The 25,332-nt window shown below is 64.7% G+C and carries 23 protein-coding genes and 1 riboswitch; of the genes, 4 read left to right on the top strand and 19 right to left on the bottom strand.

Annotated elements, in window-relative coordinates; genetic code table 11:
- Nucleotides 1-55: 55 nt before the first annotated feature.
- The 5 genes from XH81_RS13460 to XH81_RS13440 form a co-directional block, all read right to left on the bottom strand.
- Entirely contained in the window at nt 56-2,284 is a 2,229-nt protein-coding gene (locus XH81_RS13460) for a TonB-dependent receptor (RefSeq protein WP_097668907.1), read from the bottom strand.
- Nucleotides 2,285-2,398: 114 nt separating this feature from the next.
- Nucleotides 2,399-2,613, bottom strand: a riboswitch (cobalamin riboswitch).
- Nucleotides 2,614-2,656: 43 nt separating this feature from the next.
- Entirely contained in the window at nt 2,657-2,920 is a 264-nt protein-coding gene (locus XH81_RS13455) for a hypothetical protein (RefSeq protein ID WP_240536374.1), read from the bottom strand.
- Between the two features lie 113 nt (nt 2,921-3,033).
- On the bottom strand, nt 3,034-3,243 hold the full coding sequence (locus XH81_RS13450) for a hypothetical protein (RefSeq protein ID WP_028141611.1): 210 nt from the start codon (nt 3,241-3,243) through the stop codon (nt 3,034-3,036).
- A 138-nt stretch (nt 3,244-3,381) separates the two neighbouring features.
- Nucleotides 3,382-3,558, bottom strand: coding sequence for a hypothetical protein (locus tag XH81_RS13445; RefSeq protein ID WP_018320305.1), 177 nt, complete (start codon nt 3,556-3,558; stop codon nt 3,382-3,384).
- 124 nt (nt 3,559-3,682) lie between these two features.
- Nucleotides 3,683-5,419, bottom strand: a complete 1,737-nt coding sequence (locus XH81_RS13440) for an adenylate/guanylate cyclase domain-containing protein (RefSeq protein WP_028141610.1) — start codon at nt 5,417-5,419, stop codon at nt 3,683-3,685.
- A 316-nt stretch (nt 5,420-5,735) separates the two neighbouring features.
- On the opposite strand from XH81_RS13440, the gene XH81_RS13435 reads away from it, so the two are divergent.
- Complete coding sequence (locus XH81_RS13435; protein ID WP_028141609.1) at nt 5,736-7,922, top strand: transglycosylase SLT domain-containing protein; 2,187 nt, start codon at nt 5,736-5,738, stop codon at nt 7,920-7,922.
- Between the two features lie 80 nt (nt 7,923-8,002).
- On the opposite strand, the gene XH81_RS13430 is transcribed toward XH81_RS13435, so the two are convergent.
- The 3 genes from XH81_RS13430 to XH81_RS13420 are packed head-to-tail and all read right to left on the bottom strand — an operon-like array spanning nt 8,003 to nt 8,933.
- The gene (locus XH81_RS13430; RefSeq protein WP_244439222.1) at nt 8,003-8,299 is read right to left on the bottom strand and encodes a hypothetical protein; all 297 of its coding nucleotides are present in this window, start codon (nt 8,297-8,299) and stop codon (nt 8,003-8,005) included.
- Nucleotides 8,300-8,352: 53 nt separating this feature from the next.
- On the bottom strand, nt 8,353-8,541 hold the full coding sequence (locus XH81_RS13425; protein WP_049801976.1) for a hypothetical protein: 189 nt from the start codon (nt 8,539-8,541) through the stop codon (nt 8,353-8,355).
- Nucleotides 8,538-8,933, bottom strand: coding sequence for a hypothetical protein (locus tag XH81_RS13420; protein ID WP_028141608.1), 396 nt, complete (start codon nt 8,931-8,933; stop codon nt 8,538-8,540). The genes XH81_RS13425 and XH81_RS13420 overlap by 4 nt, the downstream gene beginning before the upstream one ends.
- 710 nt (nt 8,934-9,643) lie before the next feature.
- Between XH81_RS13420 and XH81_RS13415 the strand changes: the two genes are divergently transcribed.
- The 3 genes from XH81_RS13415 to XH81_RS13405 all read left to right on the top strand — a co-directional run bounded on the left by XH81_RS13415 (nt 9,644) and on the right by XH81_RS13405 (nt 13,202).
- A complete protein-coding gene (locus XH81_RS13415; RefSeq protein ID WP_028141607.1) occupies nt 9,644-12,067 on the top strand; it encodes a PAS domain S-box protein in 2,424 nt (807 codons plus the stop codon).
- The gene (locus tag XH81_RS13410; RefSeq protein ID WP_028141606.1) at nt 12,064-12,729 is read left to right on the top strand and encodes a response regulator transcription factor; all 666 of its coding nucleotides are present in this window, start codon (nt 12,064-12,066) and stop codon (nt 12,727-12,729) included. Before XH81_RS13415 ends, XH81_RS13410 begins: the two co-directional genes overlap by 4 nt.
- Before the next feature lie 92 nt (nt 12,730-12,821).
- Nucleotides 12,822-13,202: a response regulator transcription factor gene (locus tag XH81_RS13405; RefSeq protein WP_085968097.1), complete on the top strand. Its 381-nt coding sequence runs from the start codon at nt 12,822-12,824 to the stop codon at nt 13,200-13,202.
- A 54-nt stretch (nt 13,203-13,256) separates the two neighbouring features.
- Here the strand turns inward: XH81_RS13405 and XH81_RS13400 are convergent, their stop codons facing one another.
- From XH81_RS13400 to XH81_RS13350, 11 genes are all read right to left on the bottom strand, one after another.
- Complete coding sequence (locus tag XH81_RS13400; protein WP_028141604.1) at nt 13,257-14,228, bottom strand: tripartite tricarboxylate transporter substrate binding protein BugD; 972 nt, start codon at nt 14,226-14,228, stop codon at nt 13,257-13,259.
- Nucleotides 14,229-14,408: 180 nt separating this feature from the next.
- Complete coding sequence (locus XH81_RS13395) at nt 14,409-15,650, bottom strand: threonine synthase (RefSeq protein WP_028141603.1); 1,242 nt, start codon at nt 15,648-15,650, stop codon at nt 14,409-14,411.
- A 215-nt stretch (nt 15,651-15,865) separates the two neighbouring features.
- Nucleotides 15,866-17,287: a dihydrolipoyl dehydrogenase gene (gene lpdA / locus XH81_RS13390; protein ID WP_028141602.1), complete on the bottom strand. Its 1,422-nt coding sequence runs from the start codon at nt 17,285-17,287 to the stop codon at nt 15,866-15,868.
- Nucleotides 17,288-17,304: 17 nt separating this feature from the next.
- Nucleotides 17,305-17,538: a hypothetical protein gene (locus tag XH81_RS13385; RefSeq protein WP_038974895.1), complete on the bottom strand. Its 234-nt coding sequence runs from the start codon at nt 17,536-17,538 to the stop codon at nt 17,305-17,307.
- A gap of 22 nt (nt 17,539-17,560) precedes the next feature.
- Nucleotides 17,561-18,916 carry a pyruvate dehydrogenase complex dihydrolipoamide acetyltransferase gene (locus XH81_RS13380; protein ID WP_028141600.1) on the bottom strand — a complete coding sequence of 452 codons (1,356 nt, stop codon included), beginning with the start codon at nt 18,914-18,916 and terminating at the stop codon, nt 17,561-17,563.
- A gap of 62 nt (nt 18,917-18,978) precedes the next feature.
- The gene (locus XH81_RS13375; protein ID WP_028141599.1) at nt 18,979-19,431 is read right to left on the bottom strand and encodes a nucleoside deaminase; all 453 of its coding nucleotides are present in this window, start codon (nt 19,429-19,431) and stop codon (nt 18,979-18,981) included.
- A 2-nt stretch (nt 19,432-19,433) separates the two neighbouring features.
- Nucleotides 19,434-19,736 carry a DUF5076 domain-containing protein gene (locus XH81_RS13370; RefSeq protein WP_018320291.1) on the bottom strand — a complete coding sequence of 101 codons (303 nt, stop codon included), beginning with the start codon at nt 19,734-19,736 and terminating at the stop codon, nt 19,434-19,436.
- A gap of 3 nt (nt 19,737-19,739) precedes the next feature.
- The gene (locus tag XH81_RS13365) at nt 19,740-21,128 is read right to left on the bottom strand and encodes a pyruvate dehydrogenase complex E1 component subunit beta (RefSeq protein ID WP_028141598.1); all 1,389 of its coding nucleotides are present in this window, start codon (nt 21,126-21,128) and stop codon (nt 19,740-19,742) included.
- Nucleotides 21,129-21,157: 29 nt separating this feature from the next.
- Nucleotides 21,158-22,180 (bottom strand): pyruvate dehydrogenase (acetyl-transferring) E1 component subunit alpha, encoded by a 1,023-nt coding sequence (gene pdhA / locus XH81_RS13360; RefSeq protein WP_028141597.1) that lies wholly within the window; start codon nt 22,178-22,180, stop codon nt 21,158-21,160.
- Nucleotides 22,181-22,448: 268 nt separating this feature from the next.
- Nucleotides 22,449-23,966, bottom strand: a complete 1,518-nt coding sequence (gene adh / locus XH81_RS13355; RefSeq protein WP_028141596.1) for an aldehyde dehydrogenase — start codon at nt 23,964-23,966, stop codon at nt 22,449-22,451.
- 344 nt (nt 23,967-24,310) lie between these two features.
- Nucleotides 24,311-25,270 (bottom strand): helix-turn-helix domain-containing protein, encoded by a 960-nt coding sequence (locus tag XH81_RS13350; protein ID WP_028141595.1) that lies wholly within the window; start codon nt 25,268-25,270, stop codon nt 24,311-24,313.
- Nucleotides 25,271-25,332 lie beyond the last annotated feature (62 nt).

The following is a 25,332-nucleotide window of genomic DNA, read 5'->3' as shown; positions in this document are numbered from 1 at the left end:
CTCCTTCTCTTCGAATTCTAGTCCGTTTGAGGGCGTGTGACGGCCCTGGCGAAAATCAGAACGTTGCGCCGGCCTTGAGCAGATAGGTGCGGCCGGGCAGCGGATAGGCGCTGAAGCGGCCGTCCGTGAAGGTGCTCGCGATGGCGTAGTCGTAGTAGAGCGCGTTCAGCACATTGTTGACGCTGAGGGACCAGAAGTAGCGCTCAACCTGGCCGCTGAGCTTGAGATCGATCGTGCCGTTGGCGGGGATCGGCTTCTGGGTGCCCGCCTGGTCGTTGTCCATGCGACGCTCGCTCCAGAAGCGCGCGGTGGCATCGAGCACCACGTAATTCTGCCAGATGTTCCAGGTGACACCCGCACTCGCCGTGTAGCGCGAGACCAGCGGCACGTCGTTGCCGGCCCAGATACCTTCGCGGAAGACCGCACTTGTATAGGCCACGCCGGAGCGCAGCAGCAGGGCGTCGTTGACGCGATAGGACAGACTGGTCTCAGAGCCGTAGCGGCGGGTCGGATCAAGATTTGTGTTGTAGAACAGGACCGGATTGAAATGGACCTCGTTGGTGAGATCCATCAGATAGAGACTGCTCTGCAGCTGCAACCCGCCGCCCTTGATGCGAACACCGCCCTCGATGTCCTGCGAGGTCTGGGTCTTGAGCTGGAACGTTTGCGGGATCGCAGCGAAGGTCAAGGGATCGAACGAAGGCCCTGAGGACAGGCGCTCGTCGACATCAGGCGTGCGGAACGCGCGCGCTACGCGGCCGAACAGCGAGACCTGGTCGTTCAGGCGATGCTCGGCGCCGAGATGCAGCGCATATTGGGTCTCGTTGCTCGTCAGCGGCAACGCGCCGATGTCGGCGTTGAACGGAGCTGCCGGGTCGAAATTGTCGCGTGCCGCAAGACTGACGTTCTGCAACCGCGCGCCGTAGGAGATGTCTGTCGTGGGGGCGATTCCCAATGTGTGCTGGAAATAACCCGCAACCGTCTGCTGCCTGAGGTCGTAATTGTGCCAGGGGGCGAGCCCCTGCCCGGCGCCGCGGTTCTGCTCAAAGCTCGCATCGTAATAGTCGATGCCGGTCAGAAGCTGCGACGGCATGCCGAGCAGCAGGCTCTTCACGCTGAGCCGCGGCGTGATCGACCATGTCGTCAGATGGGAACCGACATAGGTCGACGAGAAGAAAGCCGGAACCGGCGTCGGGCTGGAAAAGAACGCACTCTGCTGCTTCTTGTCGCGCACGCCGCCGTCGACGATGAGATCGACGCCGTTGACCAGGGTCTTGGTGAACCCGGCGGTCGCGCCAATACCCTGCTGGTTGGCATAGTTGAACGGCGTGCTGGTCCCCCTTCGGTTGGTCGCGACCTCATTGAGGCCGATCGAGGGATCGACGGTGCGGCCGCCCGGCAGTCGCAACTCCTGATTGTCGCCGGTGACGGTGAGAAAGGCCGTCAGGCCTGGCGTGGTGTAGTTGAGATTGCCGACGCCGTTCTGCTGCGAATAACGATTGTTGTCGCGATAGCCATCGGTCCTGACCGTGTTGCCATAGAACGAGGTCGACCACGGACCGGAATTGAGCGAGGTCGAAACGTTGCCGAGTCTGGTGTTGAACGAGCCGAAGCCGGCCTCGATGCGCGCGGTCACGGGCGGTCCGCCGACGCCGTTCCTGGTGACGATGTTGATCACACCGCCGACCGCGTTGTCGCCGTAGAGCACCGCGCCGGAATTGCCGCGCGTCACCTCGATGCGCTCGATGGAATTGAGCGGGATGGTGGAGAGGTCCACCTGCGCCATGTCGACGTCGTTCAGCCGCCGGCCGTTGACCAGCACCAGCGTGTTGGCAGTGGCAAAGGCGCCGAAGCCACGCAGGTCCACGCTGGTCTTGGCGCCGATCTGGCCGCCATAGAACGTCGTGATCTGGGCCCCCGGCGTTTGCGTCGCAATGATCTCGGCGAGCGTCTGCGATGGCGAATGCGCGATATCGGCTGCCGTGATGACGGTCGTCGCGGCCCCGACGATGCCGCCGCTGCCGGCGGCAGCCTCACCGCCGGAGCCGGATGAGCCGGCGCCATTGCCTGCCGGCGCGACATTCGTCCTCACCCCCGCCTCGCCATCGCCGATCGCCCTGGCGCGCGTTCGGTTCTGATCGTCGGACCTGGTCACCTCGATCGGCGGCAATTGCTCGGCAAGCGCCTGCTGGGCGAAGGCGGAGGACAGATCGAGCGAAGGGAAGGAAACGGATGCGAGCAGGCCGACGCTGAGGCGCCTGGCAGCAGGGACAAGACGGGACACAATGGTAACCTCGGTATGACGTCAGTGGCACGTCACAGCGAACGAGGTTTCACGGCAGAGCGATGGATTGCTCCGGTGAAGCCAATGTCTGTACTCCCCGACCGACATCTTCGCGTGTGACCACGGCTGACGGCAGGTCTCCTGGCTCGCGGGTCGTGACCTTGCGTCGCCTTCCCAGGACCGAGATTCCCAGTGGCATGAGACGAAAGATTCACCGCTTACAGTTGCGGGGGCAGCCGTGGCGTTGAGACAAATCCCTGCGTTGGGACAATCCCGCACCACATTCCCTTTTGATCTCCATGAGGAGAACCGTCGCCGATCATTTACGAGCCGTTCGCCCCGGGAGTCAATCGACCGTTGGGTGCCGGCCGCTCAGGTCCGCCCTCGCACCCGTTGCGCCTGGGCCCAGGCGGCAGCGACGTCGCGCGGCGGAACATCGACGCGCTTGATCGGGGTCAATTCGCCGGAGGCCGAGACGATCGCGGTCTCCTCGCGCCGGCAGCGCGTGCAGACAAAGCGCACCTCGTGTGGAGACGCCGTCCAACTCGACCGCTTCACGTTGGCTGCCATCGGCCAGGCATCGCAATGCGAGCACGACACCAGAAACCGGCCGGGATCGAGCATACCCATTTCCATCGGACTCCGCGTCCTGCCCACTTGCTTCAATGATTGACCCATGTGGATCGTTCCGGTGCCCAGGCACCGCCCATTCCACGGGTTGCATCCCTACAAGGCAGAAGGCGGTGCGCTCAGCGCGCGCCCTTGAGGGTGCAGGAGGTCGTGCAGGTGACCGTGGTGCCGCGATCGCACGATTTGCAGGCATTGACGCACTGGTTCATGTCGCGGGGATTGTAGCTGTAGTTCCGCATCGGGCAGGTCGGCGTCGAGCCGGTGATGTCCTGCTCCTGGTCGCAGGCCGCCGTCATGAGCGCGAATATGATCACGGCAACGAGGCGCATGTGATTGCCCTGTCAAGCATGGCAAATGACACTCGCGAGGTGCGCTGCATTGCAGCGAACCCCGGCCTTTCCACCACGAGCGATCGCTCGCGAGGTCAAGGATGCGCGCCAAACCTTAAGAACGGATTGCAGCCGGCGTCAGGCAGCAGCCTTGGTCGCGATCGCCTGCCGCATGTCCACCGCCAGCTGACGGTATTGCTCCGAGAGTTTCAGATAGAACTCGCGCTTGGTGCTGTCGGTGGCGAGCTTGGCGATCAGCTCGCATTCGGCGGTGAGCGTCTCGAACCGTTCCAGCCTGTCCTGAAGTTCCGTCATCGGCGTGTCCCCGTCAAACGCCTCAAGGACATCCAACCTAAGCCCGGGAAATAGGTCACGGCGAACATCGTTATCGAGTAGAAACGTTTTTTCCGGACAGGGCGAGCTGGCGCAACAAAAACGGCTATTTCTGCTCCAGCCGCCAGGCGCCGTCCCACCCCTCTTCCGGCGGCTTGGCCTCGAACTGCGCGATGCGGCCGAGCATCGTGCGCGAGGGGCCGTCGCCGGGGACGGCTTCGAGCGCGGCGTTGAAGGCGGCGCGGGCCTCGTCGAAGCGGCGGGCCCGATAGGCGGCGAGCGCTTCGGCATAATGCGTGCGCAGGCTGTCCTGCGCGCCGGTGAGTGCGCCCGCCCGCGCCATCACCTCGAAGATCGGCTGCGGCGCGCTCTGGCCCGCGACCGCCAGACGATCGATCTCGCGCAATTCGAGCCGCGCTCCGATCGCGTCGGCAGTTGCCTGCGAGATCAGGATGCGGGTTCCGTAGACCTTGTTGACGGCCTCCAGCCGCGAGGCCAGGTTCACGGCGTCGCCCATCACGGTGAAGCTCATCATCAGCTCGGAGCCGATGCTGCCGGTCAGGACCTCGCCGGTGGCGATGCCGATCCGCAGGTCACACGGCGCCGGCATGGCGCGGATGCCGAGCAGGTCGGGCAGCTGCTTCTGCAGCGCGGGCACCTGGTCGACCATCTCGGTTGCGGCGATGCCGGCCAGGAGCGCCTGCTCGTCCTCCTCGATGAAGGGCGGGCCCCAATAGGACATGATGGCGTCGCCGATATATTTGTCGATGATGCCGCGATTACCCCTGATCGGTCCGGACATCACCGTGAAATAGTGGTTCATCACCCTGACGAGGCCGCGCGGGGTCATGCCCTCGCTCATCGAGGTGAAGCCGCTCATGTCGCAGAACATGATGGTCATGACCCGGCGCTCGCCGTCGATCGCGACCTCGGGCCGGTCGATCAGCCCCTGCACCACCTTGGGATCGATGTAGCGGCCAAAGGTCTCGCGGATGCGCTCGTTGTGCCTGAGCTGCTCGGTCATGCGGTTGAAAGCCGCGGCGAGCTCGCCGATCTCGTCCTGCGTGGAGACGGTGATGGTCTTGTCGAAGCGGCCGGCCTCGACCTCGCGGGTGCCGGCGAGCAGCAGCCGCACCGGGCGCGTGATGCCGCTGGACACCAGGAGCGCAAAGGCAAAGCCGACGATCGCCGCGAGCAACGTCACGATGCCAGAGACGATGATCGCTTGGTGCTGATGGCCGATCACCTGCGACGTGCTGGCGAAGACCTGCTTGAGCATGTCGGCCCGGATCGCATCGATCTTCTGGTTGAACTGGTCGCGCAGCGCGTCGATATGCTCGAGCGTGATGCGCGCTTCCGCCATCTGCTGTGCGTCGATCTGGTTGAGGAGTTTCGCGTGGCTCTCCTTCTGATCGCGGCGCAGCTCGCCGACGGCGGTCTCGATGCGGGTCTCGATCCGTGCCAGCGCGGCGTTGTCGGACGGCGTGCGAGGGTCGTCTATGATCGCGTTGATCAGCTTGCGCGCGCGCTCGGCCTCCTCCTCGATCTTGCGGTCGGCGTCCTCGAACTCGCGAAGGCGCGCCGCATAGGCCTCCTCGTCCGAGGACGCCTGCATCTTCGTCATGATCATCCGCCGCAGCGCCACCGATCGCTCCAGCGAGCGGATGTTGACGCGCGCGAGATCGCCATAGGCCGGGATGTAGCGGTTGGTCAGCTCGTCGAGCAGGACGCCGACCTGGCTCGACATCACCATCGACAGTATCGAGGTGACCAGCATCAGGACGATCAATCCGAGGGCGATACCGACGATCTTGCGCCTGATCGACTGGTTGAAAATCGGCATAGCTGCAGGGACAAAGGCCAAAGGGACGAAGCAAGGGAACTCCATACACCGGATCTTGCTGCGGGAACACGCGCAATCTGGTTCCTCCTGGCGCCCAGACCATGGCCGGTCGTCGCGCGAGCCCGGATCGTTAACAAAGGTTAAAGGAACTGCCCCCCAGCGGAAGTTCCCTCGTCACATCCGTATTTTGCCGCATTGTTGCGACAGCGTGAGGAATGCGAAACGATGCCGTGGCATCGTTCTCGATGTCGTTGATTCTCAAGCCGCATGTCGTCGCGGACCTTGGTTTGTAGTGGTTTCGCAGGGGGACCATGGGATGAACCAGTGCCTACGCTCGCTCGCGTTTCTCGTTGCCGTGGCCGCAATGGCCCTCCTCCCCACCGAGCTGGCGGCGAAGAGCAGCCACAAATCGTCTGCGCCGAAAAAGTCGCATGAGGCGAAAGCCGGCAAGCAGCGACATGCCGTGGCCAAGTCCCGCCACGGCAAGCATGCCGAGGCCAAGCGCAAGTCGAAGAAGACCGGCGACGAGCCATCAGAGAAACCGGCCGCCCCGCCCCTCACCGGCGACCTCGCCGCGCTGAAGGATGCGATCGACCTCGCGCGCAAGGGCAAGACGGATGACGCGAGCGCGGCGCGCGACCGCATCACTGATCCCGCCGGTCAGAAGCTCGCCGACTGGTTCATGCTGCGCCATTCCGAGAGCACGGCGAATTTCAAGCGTTATGCCGCCTTCCTTGCCGCCAATCCGGATTGGCCGAGCAGCGCCCTGCTCCGCCGCCGCGCCGAGGCGCGGCTGTGGCAGGAGAAGGCCGACGCGGCCACCGTGCACAAATTCACCATGGACCGCCCGACCAGCGCCAAGGGCAAGTTCGCCCTCGCCCGCGTGCTGCTCACTGAAGGCGACGTCGACAGGGCTACCCGGCTCGTGCGCGAGGCCTGGCGCACCGACGAATTGTCCGAGCGGAGCGAGGAGGATTCCTACGAAGCGTTCCGCGATCTGCTCAACTCCGAGGATCATCGCGCCCGCATGGACAAGCGGCTCGGCGCCAAGGACTATGCCGGTGCGCGGCGCGCGGCAAAACGGCTCGGCGAGGATGCGCTGGCGATCGTCAAGGCCTGCGCCGCCGTCACCGGCAAGGCCAGCAAGGCCAAGGATGATCTCGAGGACGTACCGACTGAAGCGCGCCGCGATCTCGGCTATGTGCTGTGCCGCGCCCAATGGCACCTCCAGAAGGACCGCATCGACGACGCCGCCGAGGTGATCCTGGCCGCCGCGCCCGACACCATGGCCGCCCAGGACACCGACGCCTGGTGGCGCGAGCGTCGCCTGCTCGCGCGCAAGCTGCTGGACCAGGGCAAGTTCAAGACGGCGTATGACGTGGTGCGCACCGCCGCGGTGCCCGAGAAGGAAGTCTACCGCGTCGATTATCATTTCATGTGCGGCTGGATCGCGCTGCGCTTCCTCGGCGATCCCCAGGCGGCGATGGTGCACTTCGCCGCCATCGACGAAGGCTCGGCCAATCCGATCGCGCTGTCGCGCGCCCATTACTGGCGCGGCCGTGCCGCCGAGGCGATGGGGGCGACGGCCGATGCGCGCATGAGCTACCGGGCGGCCGCGCGCTATCCGACCGCCTATTACGGCCAGCTTGCGCGCGCAAAGCTCGGCCTCGATCGCATCGAGCTGCGACCGCCCTCGCCCGTGCTGGCCGCGCTCGACACCCCGCCCGCAGACGAGCGCGTGCGCGCCGCCGACATGCTCTACGGCATCGGCGAGCGCGACACGGTGTTCTATTACGCCGAGGATTTCGCCAGGGAGAGCACCGACGTGGCGGCCCTCGAGGGCCTCGGCGAACTCGCCGGACAGCGCCGCGATGCGCGCGTGATGCTGGAGGTCGGCAAGTCGGCGCTGGCGCGCGGGCTCGCCCTCGACCATTACGCTTTTCCGACCATCGGCATCCCCGAGCACCAGCAGGTCGCGCCCGCGATCGAGACCAGCGTGATCTATTCGGTGGCGCGCACCGAAAGCTCGTTCGACCAGCGCGACAAGTCGCCGGCCAATGCGGTCGGGCTGATGCAGGTGACGCCTGAAGCCGGCCGCGACACCGCCAAGCGCTTTGGCCTGACTTACGACTGGGACAAGATGGTCTCCGATCCCGTCTACAACACGCAAATGGGCGCGGCCGAGCTCAGCGCGCTGCTGTCGGAATATCGCGGCAACCAGATCATGACCTTTGCCGGCTACAATGCCGGCCGCGGCCGCGTGCGCGAATGGGTGCAGGCGCGCGGCGACCCCAGGGATCCCAAGGTCGATCCGGTCGACTGGGTCGAGCGCATTCCGCTGTCGGAGACGCGCAACTACGTCCAGCGCGTGATGGAGAACGTGCTGGTGTACCGCGCCAGGTTCGAGGGCAGCAGCATGATCGCCGGCAAGTCCGACCAGCGCGTCACGACGCAGGAAGTGAGCGCGGCACCAACGGGATCGGCCGCAGCCCCCTCGCCCTAGCCTCGCCACCGCCGGGGCTGGACGCGGCGCGGGCTGGACGCGGTGACTGCGGCCGACTGTTCTGCGCGGCCGTCATCGAGCTAGCCGTCACCTCCTTCCATGGTCAGAAGGTCGTACTCGCGCAGATATGCCTCGGCCAATGAGCGCGACAGCGCGCCCATCTGAATCATCCAGCCCCAGCTCGAGATCGCCGTCAGCACCGCGAACGCCTCGAACGGGCTGCGGGGCCACAGCATGTCCATGGCCGTCTGCTGACGGTAGCAACCGTAGTCGCAATACCGCTCTTGCTTGGACACATGCCGGACGTAACTCGCACCCAGCGGCCGCGCGCATGCGCCGCAGACGCCGTGGCAAGGATGTTCCTGATTGACGAGCATGAATCTCAATGCCGTGTCCTCTCCTGCCGAATGCGTCCTGCCAGCCTGACGGCTCAAGATGCCGCGCGCGTACGTCCCTCGATCAACGGCGCGGCCTCGTGATGAAGTGCGAAGCACTCGTAGCCGCAGTAGCGCAGCAGCGTCCTGGCGTCCCGCAGATAGCCACCATCGATCTCCTCGCAGCACCAAAGGCACGACGTCTTGCGGAACGGGGTTCTGCCGTTCACCAATATGAATCTCACGTGGCACCTCCCAACGCGAAACAGTAGACCAAGTCGACCAGAGAGGCGGACGGCGGTGGCGCGCAGATATGGTTGCGGCCATCGGGATTGTCCCTGTTGCGCTCGACCTTCTGGGACGGGATCAGGATGTATTTGCCGTCTTCCCGGCGCCGCGCGTAGATCCTGCCGTCGACGTAGCGAATCTCGGTCGGGTAGCAATCGGCATTGTTGCAGCAGCTCAGAACCGGATTGTCCGGCATGTGCCAGCTCGAATAGAACTTCTCGTGCAGCAGTTGATCCTGGGGCGGATGGTGACGATGTGGCCCATCCCCTCCGGCTTCGCCGGCCTCCACGCCCGTCACCAGCGGAAGCGGCAGCGCGATCGCCAACAGGAGCTTGCAGGTACGGTTCAACGCAGCCTCCCGACGAAGAAATTGCCTGAGGTGGCAGGCGCGGCGGCTGGTCCTCAGGCCGCCTGATATCGGAACAACCAGCGGCGGTCGCGCTCGCGGCGCGCCCTGAACCGGTCGAGACATTTCCTCGAGCAGAGCGGCGTCCGCCAGGAATAGTATCGGATCAGGCCAAACTTCGCCGTGCAGACGGCACAGCCTTTGGTCTCGGGACGGCGCTCGGAATGCTCTGGGCTATCGCACATCATCCTCTCCTCTTGACCTCTCAGGGGCCCCGGCTTCCTTGTGCGCAAGCTCGGGTCGCCACGGTCGTCACGGAAAATGCGGCCTCTCAATCGTGACCGCCAACTCATCCGGCAAGTCAGGGGGCGGATGCGGAGCCTGGCTCTTTGAGGGCAACACCCCCGAGCCTTTCAGCGAATGTGCTCCGCAATCGTCTCCTCTCGATTGACCGCAAAACTAGGCCGCCTGCACCCCATCGCTCAATTGTACGGAGGTAAATGCGCGCTAGAACTAGGGTTGTGCGAGCTATACGTAGGTTTGTGCCGTAGTTTTGCGGTCCTGGCCCACCCGCGCAACGAGACGGCGCAACGCGCGCAAGCTGCACGGCAACCGGGAGCTTTGCCGGGAATCCGACTTTGGTCGGGGGCAATTGCCCCTGTTCTGGCAAAGTGCTCTACTCGCCTTGACGCTAGCGCGCCGGGACGCTTGCGATGATGCCTGGCCAGATCACGAAAATCGGGACTTCGGCCGCACAATTCCTGCTCGGCGGCCTTGCGGCGCTTCGATCATTCGGCAACGGCGAGAAGGACCGGTCCGCGGTCGCTGACGCCTCGCGGCAGAACACCGATCTGCGTGACGCCATGAAGCAATGGCGCGAGGTGTTCGAGCACAATCCGGTCATGTACTTCATGGTCGATCCGTCCGGAACGGTGCTCAACGTGAATACGTTTGGCGCCGCACAATTGGGCTACTCGACGGCCGAGCTGATCGGCCAATCCGTGCTGAACGTCTTCTTCGAGGAAGACCACGACTTCGTTCGTCAATGCGTCGCTTTGTGCCTGACGACCGTGGACCAGTCGCATACCTGGGAGATTCGCAAGTTCCGGAAGGACGGGTCGGTGCTCTGGGTCCGCGAAAACGCCAAGGCGATGCTGCGCGGCGACGGCACGCCGATCCTGCTGGTCGCTTGCGAGAACATCACCCAGCGCAAGGAAGCCGAGGATGCGCTGCGACAGAGCGAGGCCTACCTCGCCCAGGCCCAGGAATTGAGCCACACCGGCAGCTTCGGCTTGAACCTCGCCACCGGCGAGGCGGTCTGGTCGAGGGAGACCTTCCGCATCTTCCAATGCGACCCTGCGACGAAGCCGACCCTGAACTTCGCCTTTCAGCGCATCCATCCGGAAGATCGCGACATAGTCCGCGGCACCCTTGATCGGGCCTACCGGCTGGCGGAGGATTTCGACCACGAATATCGCCTGCTGATGCCCGACGGATCGATCAAATATCTCCATTCCGTGGCGCGCGCCGTGCGGCACCCGTCCGGGCGCATCGAGTTCGTCGGAGCGGTGACCGATGTCACGATTGCGAAGGAAGCGGAACAGAGGCTGCGTCGCAGCGAAGCCTATTTGGCCGAAGCCCAACGCCTCAGCCATACGAGCAGCTGGGCCTGGGACGTTCATCGTCAGGAGTTCGCCTACCGGTCGGCTGAACTGTACCGACTGTTCGGATTTGAGCTGGACCAGACCGATGTCCCGGCCCGGGCTTTTCAGCAACGTATCCTGCCGGAGGACTTTCGGCGGATTGTCGAGGTGGAACGTGAAGCTGTCAGGCAAAAGCAGCCCTTCCAGATCGACTTCCGGATTGTGCGCCCCGACGGTTCGATCAGACGCGTCCACAGCGAGGGACATCCTGTGATCGGCCGCGACGGCGAGGTGATGGAAATCATCGGCACGCACGTGGACGTCACCGAGCAGTTCGCGGCGAAAGATGCCCTGCATAAGGCGTTCGATGAGCTCAAGACATCCGAACAGCGCTTCCGCGACTATGCCGAAACCGCATCGGACTGGTTCTGGGAGACCGGGCCGGACCACCGCATTACCAGAATATCGGAGCACGCCGAAACCTCCAGCGCGGCGCCGAAGGGCCTGATCGGCCTGGCCCGCTGGGACATTCCGCCCGACGCCGAGTTCGAGCCGGAGAAATGGGAGCAGCATCGCGCGGCGCTCGATGCCCACGTTGCGTTCCGCGATCTGATCTACCGCAGCAGGGATGGTAACGGATCTCCAATCTACGTGCGGACCAGCGGCAAGCCGTTCCATGATGAGACAGGCAATTTTCTCGGCTATCGCGGCGTCAGCAGCGACGTCACGGCGGCGATCCGCGTGGAGCAGGCGGAAGAGGCGCTGCGCAAGGCGCAAGGCGAGCTCGCCCACGTCACCCGCGTCACGACGCTCGGGGAACTGACCACCTCGATTGCCCACGAAATCACCCAGCCCATCGCCGCGGTGATCTCCAACGCGGACGCGTGCATCGCTTGGCTTGACCGCGACCCCGCCGACCTGAAGGCCGCGCGCCGTTCCGCAGAGTGGATTGTCGAGGATGCCAATCGGGCAAGCGAGGTGATCCGCCGGATCAGAGCGCTTGCGAAGAAGACCGAGATCGAAATGGCTCCACTCGACATCAACCAGGTCGTCAGGGAGGCAGTGGCGCTGGTTCGGCGCGAGCTGGCGATCCATGCGGTGTCGGTGCGAATGGAGTTGGCGTCCGACCTGCCGAGGATTTGCGGCGACCGGATCCAGCTTCAGCAGGTGCTGATCAACCTGGTGGTGAACGGCATCGAAGCCATGCATGCCAATGTCGACCGCCCGCGCGAGCTGGCGATCCGCTCGAGCCGGACGGACGACGACCGCCTGCTCCTCACCGTGACGGACCGCGGTGTCGGCCTTGGCAAAGACGTCAAGGAACGCATCTTCACCCCCTTCTTCACGACGAAATCGGGCGGTCTGGGAATGGGACTCTCGATCTGCCGATCGATCATCGAGGCTCATGCGGGCCGGCTTTCGGCCATTCAAAATGAAGGGAGCGGAGCAACATTCCAGATCGCCCTGCCCTTGCCACACAAGGACACGTCGTGACTGATCATGCCAAGCAGGCCCAGGCGAGCGCCGGTGATCCGATCGTCCTGATCGTCGATGATGATCCGTCGATGCGCCGTGCGCTCACCAATCTCTTTCAATCGGTCGGCCTCAAGGTCGAAGCCTTCAGCTCGGCGGCGGAGATCATGGAAGCCAAACCGCCGGCGGTCCCCAGTTGCCTCGTGCTCGACATCCGCCTGCCGGGCTTGAGTGGCCTCGACCTCCAGGCGGACCTCGCCAAAGCCAATATTCACACGCCCATTATCTTCATCACCGGTCACGGCGATATTCCCATGACCGTAAGAGCCATGAAAAGCGGTGCCGTCGATTTTCTGACCAAGCCGGTGCGCGACCAGGACATGCTGGATGCCGTGCAGGCGGCGATCGAACGTGATCGCAAGCGACGCGATGCCGAGCAGTCGATCTCGGGGGTGCGATCCCGTTTCGAGGGACTGACGGCGCGCGAACGCGACGTCCTCGCCCTGGTTGCATCCGGCCTGATGAACAAGCAGGTCGCTGCCGAGCTTGGATTGGCCGAAATCACCGTGAAGATCTATCGCGGCCAGATCATGCGGAAAATGGCGGCGAAGTCGTTGGCCGACCTCGTCAGAATGACCGACGCGCTCGGAATCCCGCGCAACAGGGGTCATTTGCAAACCTAAGTATGCTTTCCAATCTCGCTCCGGTGGCCCACCTTCCCTCAAGCGGCTGAATCGCAGCCGGCGGCTCCCCGTGCAGGAGCATTATATTGCCAGTGTCTTCGATCATTTCCGTCATTGATGATGATCCCTCCGTTCGTCTTGCGACGAACAACCTCCTGACGTCGCGCGGGTATACGGTCCACACCTTTGGCTCGGCTCACGAATTTCTCCAATCCGCCCAACTGGAGACGACCGGCTGCGTGATCACGGACGTGCAGATGTCGGTCATGAGCGGCGTCGAGCTGCTGACGCACATGCGCGGCCTCGGGCGCGTCACGCCCTTCATTTTCATGACGGCTTTTCCGGATGAGGCCGTACGCGACCGCGCACTCAGGGCCGGCGCGATCTGCTTTCTCGCCAAGCCGTTTTCAACCCCAGCCCTGATCCAGTGCCTGGAGACCGCATTGTCGGACCCCGGTGACGCCACGATGTGATGCGGCGGCCCCGCGTCCCCACGGCCACGACATGTCTGCGGCCATGCGGCATGCTCAATCCACCTTGATGTTGGCCGCCTTGATCATCGGCCACCATTTGGCGATCTCGGCCTTCTGACGGGTGCCGAGCGCTTCGGGCGTGAGCTGGTCCTTCGGCGTCATCTCCAGCCCCTGGCTTTCGAGCTGCTTCCTCACGGCAGGATCGTTCAGCGCCTCCACGGCCGCAGCATTGAGTTTGGCAACGATCTCCTTTGGCGTGCCCTTCGGCACCCACATGCCCGACCACAGCGTCATGTTGAAGCCTTTGAGCCCTGCCTCCTCCGCGGTCGGAATCTCGGGGGCCGAGGAAAGGCGCTTGCTGTCGGTGATGGCGTAGGCGCGGATGGTGCCGGCGCGGACCTGCGCGATGGAGTTGGAGGTCTGGTCGATGATGACGTCGATCTGGCCGGCGATGAGATCGTTCAACGCGGGTGCCGTGCCGCGATACGGCACGTATTGCAGCTTGATGCCGGAGACGCTCTCGAAATAGACGCCGGCGATGTGGCTGCCGGAGCCGGCGCCGGCGGTGCCCGCTGTCGGCGGCGACGGCCGTGACTTCAGCCATTCGATCAGCTCTTTCAGCGACGTCGCCGGCACCGCGTTCTTGCTGACGACGATCATCGGATTGCTCGGCAGCAGCACCACCGGCTCGAGGTCGGCAACGAGGTCGTATTTGAGCTTGTAGACGGCGCCGTTGGCGACGTGGGTGCCGAGATGGCCGAAGGAGATGGTGTAGCCGTCCGGCGGCGATTGCACGGCGCGGCCGACGCCGATCGACCCGCCCGCACCGGTGACGTTCTCGACCACGAGGGGCTGGCCGAGCGGAGTGCGCATCCGCTCGGCGAGCACGCGCGCCATCGCATCCGACGGGCCGCCGGCTGCGAACGGCACGATGATGGTGATGGGACGGGAGGGATAGTCATCGGCGCGCGCGGCGCCGGTCACAGCGAGAATAGCAAACAGCGCAGCCCAGACGGCCTTCGTCATTGTCTTCTCCCCAGCGATGTCGTTCTTGTTTTTCTTCACCTCGCCCCGCTTGCGGGGAGAGGTCGAATTGCGAAGCAATTCGGGTGAGGGGGGTCTCCGCAGGTTCAGCTGTCACCGCCCCCGCGGAGACTCCCCCTCACCCCAACCCTCTCCCCGCAAGCGGGGCGAAGGAGAAGCAAGCTAGAACTGTGTGTAATCGATCGGCTCGTGGCGATCGAGCGTGCGGGTCACCGGCGGCAGCGGATATTTCAGGCCGGTCGCGCAATTGAACAGCATGACGCGGTCACCCTTCGAGACGCGGCCATCGGCGAGGCTGTCCTTGTAGGCGGCATAGGTCGCGGCGCCCTCGGGGCAGAGCAGCAGCCCCTCCTCGCGCGCAACCTCGTTCAGCGCCGACGAGATCTTGTCGTCGTCGACCGCGATGGCAAAGCCCTTGCTCTCGCGGACCGCGCGCAAGATGAGAAAGTCGCCGATTGCCTGCGGCACGCGGATGCCCGAGGCGATCGTGTGGGCGTCCTCCCAGCGCGTGGCGTGCTCGGTGCCGGCGTCATAGGCCCGCACCATCGGCGCGCAGCCCGAGGCCTGCACCGCGACCATGCGCGGGCGCTTCGAACCGATGAAGCCGATCTTCTCGAGCTCGTCGAAGGCCTTCCACATGCCGATCAGGCCGGTGCCGCCGCCGGTCGGATAGAAGATCACATCGGGCACGTCCCAACCGAGCTGCTCGGCAAGCTCGAGGCCCATCGTCTTCTTGCCTTCAATGCGGTACGGCTCCTTTAGCGTCGAGGTGTCGAACCAGCCGACCTTGGCCTTGCCCTCGCCGACGATCTTGCCGCAATCGTCGATATACCCGTTGACGCGGTAGACGGTCGCGCCCTGCAGCTCGATCTCGCTGACGTTCACCTCCGGCGTATCGGCCGGGCAGAAGATTGTGGTCTTGATGCCGCAGGAGGTGGCGTAGGCCGCCAGCGCAGCCCCCGCGTTGCCGTTGGTCGGCATCGCCATGTGCTTGATGCCGAGCGCCTTGCCCATCGACACCGCCATCACGAGGCCACGCGCCTTGAACGAGCCGGTCGGCAGCCGTCCCTCGTCCTTGACGATGATCTCGCCGCCGCCGAGTTTCTTGCCGAGCTTCGGCAGCCGGATCAGGGGCGTGGTGACCTCGCCGAGCGAGACGATGTCCTTGCATTTGCGCACCGGCAGCAGCTCGCGGTAGCGCCACATGTCGCCGGGGCGTTGCGCGAGCGCGTCCTTGGTCAGCGCCTTCTTCACGCCTGCGAGGTCGTAGCGTACCAGCAGCGGTTTGCCGGCCTTGGAGAGATTGTGGACCTGGTCGGCGGCGTAATGATCGCCCTCCATTGCGCATTCGAGATGGGTGACGAAGGTCGGGCGTTCGACGATGAGGTTGTCGTTGTCGTGCATGGGTTCATTCCCTTTTGTTGTTTTCGTATTTCTCTATCAAACCCGCCACCCCGAGGCGCCGGAGCGAAGCGGAGGCCTCGAAGGGCAACGAGCCCGGCTGCTGCAGCTCGGCCGTTCATCCTTCGAGGGTCACTCGGCGGCGCGGTGCGCCGCCGAACTCGCACCTTAGGATGACGGGACTGATGGCAGCACGCTGCGCCGCAGCCCTCGTTCCATCAAATATTCAACACCTTTCCATACGCATCCAGCACGGCTTCCTTCATCATCTCCGACAGCGTGGGATGCGGGAAGACCGTGTGCATCAGCTCTTCTTCCGTCGTCTCCAGATTCATGGCGACGACGTAGCCCTGGATCAGCTCGGTGACTTCAGCGCCGACCATGTGGGCGCCGAGCAGCTGGCCGGTCTTCTTGTCGAAGATCACCTTGACGAGGCCCTGGTCCTCGCCGAGCGCGATCGCCTTGCCGTTGCCGACGAAGGGGAAACGGCCGACGCGGATCTCGCGGCCGTTCTCTTTCGCCTTGGCTTCGGTGAGGCCAACGGAGGCGACCTGCGGCTGGCAATAGGTGCAGCCCGGGATCATGTTCTTGTCCATGGGATGCGGATGCAGTCCCTTGATCGCCTCGACGCAGATCACGCCCTCATGCTCGGCCTTGTGTGCGAGCATCGGGGGCCCCGCGACGTCGCCGATGGCATAGATGCCGGGGACGTTGGTCTTGCCGTAGCCGTCGATCACGATGCAGCCGCGGTCGGTCTTCACGCCGAGCTTTTCCAGGCCGAGATTCTCGATATTGCCGACGACGCCGACTGCGGAGATCACGCGCTCGAACTCTGATGTGACGGGCTTGCCCTTGCCGTCGTCGATGGTGGCGACGACGCTGTCGGACTTCTTCTCCAGCTTCGTGACCTTGGTCGAGGACATGATCTTGATGCCCTGCTTCTCCAGGCGCTTGCGGGCGAGCCCCGCGATCTCGGCGTCCTCGACGGGCAGGATCTGCGGCAGCACCTCGACGACGGTGACTTCGGAACCCATGGTGTGGAAGAACGAGGCGAACTCGATGCCGATCGCGCCGGAGCCGACGACCAGCAGCGACTTCGGCATCCGCTCCGGCACCATCGCCTCGAAATAGGTCCAGACCAGCTTCTTGTCGGGCTCGAGCCCCGGCAGCACGCGCGGCCGCGCGCCGGTCGCGACGATGATGTGCTTGGCCTGATAGGTCCCCTCGCCCAGCGCACCCTTCGGGCCCTCGACGTCGGACTTCTTCACCGTGACCTTGCCGGGCGCGTCGATCGTGGCCGCGCCCCAGATCACGCTGACCTTGTTCTTCTTCATCAGGAAGCCGACGCCGTCGTTGAGCCGCTTGGAGACGCCGCGTGAGCGCTGCACCACCGCCTTCGGATCGAACGAGACCTTCTCCGCCGACAGGCCGTAATCCCCGGCATGCTGCATGTAATGATAGATCTCGGCCGAGCGCAGCAGCGCCTTGGTCGGGATGCACCCCCAGTTCAGGCAGATGCCGCCGAGATACGACTTCTCGACGATCGCGACCTTGAAGCCGAGCTGAGCGGCGCGGATCGCGGTGACATAGCCGCCGGGACCGGAGCCGATGATGATGACGTCGAAGGATGTGTCGGCCATGGCGGCTCCCGTTCAACTCAAGAGGCGCCGCGGGCGCGGCGCTTGACCAGAAAAGACCTCACCAGCCATTCGAGCATCACCGCCAGGACCATGACGGCCAGAGCGATGAGCACGACGGGCTGGGCGATGTTCCGTGCCAGTTGCTCACCGGCAAAGAACGCAGAGTGCAGAAAATCGAGCCCGATCGGGTTAAGCGCAACCGCGGCTCCGAGCAGCAGCGATATCCATGGCCAGCGGGTACGGACATGCAAAATTGCGCCCTCTGCCGCCGCGTCAGACCATCATCATGACGGGGTTTTCGATCAGCTGCTTGAAGGCGCCGATCAGCTCGGCGCCGAGCGCACCGTCGATGGCGCGGTGATCGCAGGACAAGGTCACGCTCATCATGTGCGCGATCTCGATCTTGCCGCCGCGTACCACAGGGCGTTCCTCGCTGGTGCCGACCGCGAGGATGGTCGCATGCGGCGGGTTGATCACGGCGGTGAAGTGGCTGATGCCGTACATGCCGAGGTTGGAAACTGCGGTGGTGCCGCCCTGGTATTCCTCGGGCTTGAGCTTGCGCGAGCGGGCGCGCGCGGCGAAATCCTTCATCTCGTTGGAGATGGTCGAAAGCGTCTTGGTCTCGGCCTTGCGGATGATCGGGGTGATCAGGCCACCCGGCATTGCGACCGCAACGCCGACGTCGGAATGATGGTGCTTGACCATGCCGCTTTCGGTCCAACTGACGTTGCAGTTCGGGATCTTCTGCAGCGCCACTGCCATCGCCTTGATGACGAAGTCGTTGACCGAGATCTTGTAGAGCGGCTTCTTCTCCTTGTCCTTCGGCGCGGCAGCGTTGATTTCCTCGCGGGCAGCGAGGAGCTTGCCGATGTCGCAGTCGATGGTCAGGTAGAAGTGCGGGACGTTCTGGATCGATGCAGTCAGGCGCTGCGCAATGGTACGGCGCATGCCGTCATGCGGAATGATGTCGTAGGAGCCGGGCTCGAACAGCGACAGGATTTGCTTGTCCGACATGGTGGGCGCGATCGAGGGCGCACCTGATGGTGCCGCGGCGGGCGCCTTGAGGCCCTTGCCCGACTTGGCCTGCTCGACGTCGCGGGCGACCACGCGGCCGTGCGGGCCGGTGCCTGTTACCATCGACACGTCGATGCCGGCGTCCTTGGCGAGACGCCGCGCCAGCGGCGAGGAGAACACGCGACCACCTTGGCCGTTGCTCTGCGCGGCCGGAGTAGCGGCCTGCGGCGCAGGTGCAGCAGCCGGCGACGGCGCGGCTTTGGGCGCGGCAGGCGCAGCTGCGGGAGCCGGCGCCGCAGCAGGAGCCTCGGCCGCCTTCGGAGGTGCGGCCGAAGCGCTGGGCTTGGCGGCACCCGCCGCCTTCACGTCCTCGCCTTCGCCGGCGAGCACCGCGATCACGTCGTTGACCGGGACGTCCTGCGTGCCCTCGGGCACCAGGATCCTGGCGATCGTGCCCTCGTCGATGGCCTCGACCTCCATGGTCGCCTTGTCGGTCTCGATCTCGGCGATGACGTCGCCGGATTTGACCTTGTCGCCTTCCTTCTTCAGCCACTTGGCGAGGTTGCCCTTCTCCATCGTCGGCGAGAGAGCGGGCATCAGGATGTTGATGGGCATGCTGACCTCAAGAAGAACTTTGCAAAACGTCGCCTCCGACAGCGGAGACGAACAGACCAGGTTTAGTTGCCGATGTCGCCCTGCCACAGGCGCTCATTGGCAGGGATGGAACGCCAATTCTTCATCATGGTGATCGAGCGGTCGTCGGCAAGATCGATCCAGGGGATGCCGAACTTGTCGAGGATGTCCTTGGATCCCTCGAAGGTGACGGATTCCCCGATCACCACGAGCTTGACCTTGAACAGCCCCAGCGCGCCGGCGCACATCGAGCATGGCGACAGCGTGGTGTACATGACGGTGTCGTGGAATGAGATCGCGCCGGCCTCGCGCAGGCAGCTCATCTCGCCGTGCAGGATCGGATTGTTTTCCTGCACGCGGTTGTTGTGGCCGCGGGCGATGATTTTGTTGTCGCGCGTCAGCACGGCGCCGATCGGCAGGCCGCCCTGTGCGATCGAGGCCTCCGCCTCGCGGATCGCCTCCAGCATGAAATCGAAATGATGAGCTTCGATCGCCACGGTCAGTGTCCCTTGCCGCGCGGCGTCGTGGTGCCGGTGTCGGTGGGACGCTCGATCTCGGCCTGGAACATCTCCAGGATCCGGTTCAGCGCGTCCTCTTCGGTATATTCGCTCTCGCGCGCATAGGCGCGCGCGGCGTGGCGGGCGAGATCGACGAGCAGCAGGCCCCACATGTCAGGCTCCTCGAAGGCGCGCTGGAACGCCATCGACAGCCCGCCGTCCAGCACGAACACGCGCAGGATCTCGACCGCGTCGTCGCGGGTCATGACGTCGGGCGGAAGTGGCTGCTCCTTCGGGCCCGCCATGGTCTACCTGTAGCAGACGGCTTTGGCGGCCTCGACGACTTCTGCCGCCGACGGCAGCGCGAGCTTCTCCAGGTTCGCGGCATAGGGCATCGGCACGTCCTTGCCGGAGACGCGCGTCACAGGCGCGTCCAGATAGTCGAAGGCGTTCTCCATGATGCGCGCGGCGATCTCGGCGCCGACGCCGCTCTGGGCCCAACCCTCTTCCACCGTGACGGCACGGCCAGTCTTCTTCACCGAGTTGATGATGGTCTCGGTGTCCATCGGACGCAGCGTGCGCAGGTCGATCACCTCGGCCTCGATGCCCTCTTTGGCAAGTTCATCGGCCGCCTTCAGCGCATAGGTCATGCCGTTCGACCAGGAGATGATCGAGACATGGCTACCTGAGCGCACGATGCGGGCCTTGCCGATCGGGATCACGAAATCGTCGAGCTTCGGCACCTCACCGGTGTGGCCGTAGAGCACCTCGTTCTCGAGGAAGATCACCGGATTGGGATCGCGGATCGCAGCCTTCAGAAGACCCTTGTAATCGGCGGCCGAGAATGGCGCGACGACCTTCAGGCCCGGAACGTTCGAGTACCAGGCCGAATAATCCTGGCTGTGCTGGGCGGCGACGCGCGCAGCGGCGCCGTTGGGCCCGCGGAACACGATCGAGCAGCCCATCTGGCCGCCGGACATATAGAGCGTCTTGGCCGCGGAGTTGATGATCTGGTCGATCGCCTGCATGGCGAAGTTGAAGGTCATGAACTCGACGATGGGCTTGAGGCCCGTCATCGCGGCGCCGACGCCGACGCCGGCAAAGCCGTGCTCGGTGATCGGGGTGTCGATGACGCGCTTGGCGCCGAACTCCTGGAGCAGGCCCTGGGTGACCTTGTAGGCGCCCTGATATTCGGCGACCTCTTCGCCCATCACGAAGACGTCGGCGTCGCGGCGCATCTCTTCGGCCATGGCATCGCGCAAGGCTTCACGGATGGTCTGCGTGATCATCTCGGTGCCCGCGGGCACTTCCGGATCGGGCTCGGCGACGGCCTGCGGCGCAGGAGCGGCCTTGGGTGCGGGCGCCTCGGCCTTCGCCGCGGCGGCAGGCGGAGCGGACTCGGCAGCCTTCTGCGCGGCCGGTGCAGGCGCTTTGGCAAGATCGGCGGCGCTCTCGCCGTCGGCGAGAATGGTCGCGATCGGCGTGTTCACCGCGACGTCGGCGGTGCCCTCGGGGATCAGGATCTTGCCGAGCGTCCCCTCGTCGGTCGCTTCGACCTCCATGGTCGCCTTATCGGTCTCGATCTCGGCGATGACATCGCCGGACTTGATCGTCTCGCCCTCTTTCTTCAGCCATTTGGCGAGGTTGCCCTTCTCCATCGTGGGCGACAACGCGGGCATCAGCACTTGAATTGGCATATCGACTCCAAAAGAAAGCTTGCGCGCGTTCAGCGGTAAACGTCGGTCCAGAGCTCGGCGGCATCCGGCTCGGGATCATGTTGGGCGAAATCGGCGGACGCGTTGACGATGTCGCGCACCTCGGCGTCGATCGCCTTGAGATCGGCCTCGCTGACCTTGGCAGCCAGGAGGCGGTTACGCACCTGCTCGATCGGGTCCTGGTCGTGGCGGACCTTCTCGACCTCCTCGCGCGTGCGATATTTTGCAGGGTCGGACATCGAGTGGCCGCGATAGCGGTAGGTCTGCATCTCCAGGATGAAGGGACCCTTGCCGGCGCGGCACCAGGCGGCGGCTTCGTCGCCGGCGGCCTTGACGGCGCGGACGTCCATGCCGTCGACCTGCTTGCCGGGGATGTTGAAGGACGCACCGCGCTTGGAGAAATCCTGCTGGGCCGAGGCGCGCGAGACCGAGGTGCCCATGGCATAGCGGTTGTTCTCGATGACGTAGATCACCGGCAGCTTCCAGAGCTCCGCCATGTTGAAGCTCTCATAGACCTGGCCCTGGTTGGCCGCACCGTCGCCGAAATAGGTGACGCTGACATTGTCGTTGCCGCGGTAGTTATTGGCGAACGCCAGACCCGTGCCGAGCGATACCTGGGCGCCGACGATGCCGTGGCCGCCGTAAAAGTGCTTCTCCTTGCTGAACATGTGCATGGAGCCGCCCTTGCCCTTGGAATAGCCGCCGCGGCGGCCCGTGAGCTCGGCCATGACGCCGTTGGCATCCATCCCGGTGGCAAGCATGTGGCCGTGATCGCGGTAGCCGGTAATGACCTGATCGCCCTGCTTCAGGGCCATCTGCATGCCGACCACCACGGCCTCCTGGCCGATATAGAGGTGACAGAAGCCGCCGATCGCGCCCATGCCATAGAGCTGGCCGGCCTTTTCCTCGAACCGCCGGATCAGGAGCATGTCGCGGAGCGCCTTGAGCTCCTGCTCCCTCGTGAATTCCGGGGGCGAACCGCCGTCGGTCTTGTCCTGTGGAGTGCTTGCGGCGGCTTTCTTGGGTGCGGCCATGGGAATTCCGGGTCAGAGAAAACTTTCGTCCTCTCTAACCCAACTCAAACGCCCTTGGAAAGCACCGCAGCCGCATGACACGACTTTCATTATGCCGCAGTGCAACGTGGTCGAAATATTGGAAAATCTTTGGCGCTGATCGGGCAACAAATCTATGCGCGCCATGTGCGCCTGCGGATTCGTGACCGGATCAAGAATTATGGACCATGCCGATCCGGGCCTTCGGAGCGGACGGCGCCAGGATGGCGCCGCCCTCTCCGCACCTCGATCAGAAGAAGCCGAGCTTCTTCGGGCTGTAGCTGACCAGGAGATTCTTGGTCTGCTGATAATGATCGAGCATCATCTTGTGGGTCTCGCGACCGACGCCCGACTGCTTGTAGCCGCCGAAGGCCGCATGGGCGGGATAGGCGTGGTAGCAGTTGGTCCAGACCCGGCCGGCCTGGATCGCCCGGCCGAAGCGGTAGCAGCGGTTGGCATCGCGGCTCCAGACGCCGGCCCCGAGGCCGTAGAGCGTGTCGTTGGCGATCTCGAGCGCCTCGTCGTCGTTCTTGAAGGTCGTGACCGAGACCACCGGGCCGAAGATCTCCTCCTGGAAGATTCGCATCTTGTTGTGGCCCTCGAACACGGTCGGCTTGACATAGAAGCCGCCGGCGAGATCGCCGCCGAGCTCGGCACGTCCGCCGCCGGCGAGCACCTTGGCCCCCTCCTGCTTGCCGATGTCGATGTAGGACAGGATTTTTGCGAGCTGCTCGCCGGATGCCTGGGCGCCGATCATGGTGGCGGCATCGCGCGGGTCGCCCTGCTTGATCGCCGCGACGCGCTTCAGCGCCCGCTCCATGAAGCGGTCATAGATGTCCGCATGGACCAGCGCGCGGCTCGGACAGGTGCAGACCTCGCCCTGGTTCAGCGCGAACATGACGAAGCCTTCGATCGCCTTGTCGAAGTAATCGTCGTCCTCGGCGGTGACGTCGTTGAAGAAGATGTTCGGCGACTTGCCACCGAGCTCCAGCGTGACCGGAATGAGGTTCTGGCTGGCATATTGCATGATCAGCCGGCCCGTCGAGGTCTCGCCGGTGAACGCGATCTTGGCGATGCGCGGGCTCGAGGCCAGCGGCTTGCCGGCTTCCAGACCAAAGCCGTTGACGATGTTGAGGACGCCGGGCGGCAGCAGGTCGCCGATGATCTCGGCCCAGACCATGATCGAGGCCGGGGTCTGCTCGGCAGGCTTCAGCACGACGCAATTTCCGGCGGCGAGCGCGGGGGCAAGCTTCCAGCAGGCCATCAGCAGCGGGAAGTTCCAGGGGATGATCTGGCCGACCACGCCGAGCGGCTCGTGGAAATGATAGGCGATGGTGTCGTGGTCGATCTCGCCGATCGAGCCTTCCTGGGCGCGCACGACGCCGGCGAAGTAGCGGAAGTGATCGATGGCGAGCGGGATGTCGGCGGCGCGGGTCTCGCGGATCGGCTTGCCGTTGTCCCAGGTCTCGGCAATGGCGAGGCGCTCGAGATTTTCTTCCATGCGGTCGGCGATCCGGTTCAGGACCGCAGCGCGCTCGGCGACGCTGGTTCGGCCCCAGGCACCCTTGGCGGCATGCGCCGCGTCGAGGGCCGCCTCGACGTCCTGCGCGTCCGAGCGCGCGATCTTGCAGACGATCTGGCCGTTCACCGGCGAGGCATTGTCGAAATATTTGCCGGAGATCGGCGCGACGAACTTGCCGCCGATGAAGTTGTCATAGCGTTCGGCAAAGGGAACTTTGGTCACATTGAGGAATTCCACCTTGTTCATTGATCACTCCCGATGTTTGCTGTTTGCGCAATTCGTCGCGTGGTCGCGACTTGCGCGGACGATGTCGCGGGAGATGTTTTCTGTCAGCCCCGATGGGAGCGATGGCGGGGGGCACTTGTCGCAGTTCTGCTACACTGCTCGTGTCCCTGCTCATTCTCGTGTCCCGGACGCGCTGCAACGCTCTTCGCGTTGCTGCGCAGAGCCGGGACCCAGGCGGCACGGGAGAATGCTGAGACATGGGCCCCGGCTCTGCAGCGCACCACGTCGCAAGTGCGACGCGCTGCGCTGCGTCGGGGGCACGAGACCGGAATTTCGAGCGCACGGTTTCTGGGAAATAGCGCGGCCTAGTGGTTCAGCTCGAACCGCTTGAGCTTCCTGTGCAGCGTGGCGCGGCTGACGCCGAGGGCCTTGGCGGCCGCCGAGACATTGCCGCCGGCGCGGAGCAGCGCCCGCTGCACCACCGCGCGCTGGCCGCCGGCAAGATGATCGCGTGCGGGTTCGCCGCCGAGCAGATCGGCTGCGGGCACCGGCTGCAACGCCCGGCCGGGAGCGATTCCCAGCGCCGCCCGGGCGGAGCGGGTCGCGCCGATCACGAGATCGTCCGCATCGACCGCAATGAGGCCGCCGCATTGGCCGTCCGCAGCTTGCGTCAGCACGATGCGGGCATGGCTGAACGCCCTGCGGAACAGATCGGCTTCGATACGCTTGGCCGCCTCGCCCGTCGCAAGCGCGATCAGACTGGAAAACGCGTCGGTGCGGTCGGCGCGGCAGGAGGAGACGTCGAGCACGCCCGCCAGCGCCGCCTCATGGTCGTAGATCGGAACGGCGGTGCAGCTCAGAAGCGTGTTGCGGGTGAAGAAATGCTGGTCGCGGTCGATCGTCAGCGGACGCTGCTCGACGAGGCAGGTGCCGATGCCGTTGGTGCCCTCGTGCTCCTCGCTCCAGAGCGCACCGGTCCACAGGCCCCAGGATTGAAACGTCGCGTCATCCGCCGCCGTGCCGCGACGATCGACCGGCACGCCCTCGCCGTCGGCGAGCAGCACGCAGCACCCGCTCGCGCCGACCGCCTGATAGAGCCGGTCCATCGCGCCTTGCGCCGCGGCCAGCAGCGGCGCGATGCGCTCGCGCGCCTCGTGCAGCTCGGCTTCGGTCAGCCGTATCGGCGAGGTGCGGCCGCCGGGATCGAGATGATGCAATCTGGACGAACGGCGCCACGAGGCCACGAGCGCGGATCGTGCCGCCTGGCCTGACGCGATGGCGGCCTCGACGCGAGCCGCGTGATGCCGGGGCATTGACCCATTCATCACTGTTTCCTCCGGATGACAGACTAGATCGTGCCGGCGCCACCCGTTTGATCTGCGTCAAC

The sequence above is a fragment of the Bradyrhizobium sp. CCBAU 25360 genome (assembly GCF_028128695.1).
In the GTDB taxonomy this organism is placed as follows: domain Bacteria; phylum Pseudomonadota; class Alphaproteobacteria; order Rhizobiales; family Xanthobacteraceae; genus Bradyrhizobium; species Bradyrhizobium ottawaense.
Note: the sequence above shows the minus strand (reverse complement) of the source record. Positions and strands in the feature narration are given on the sequence as shown.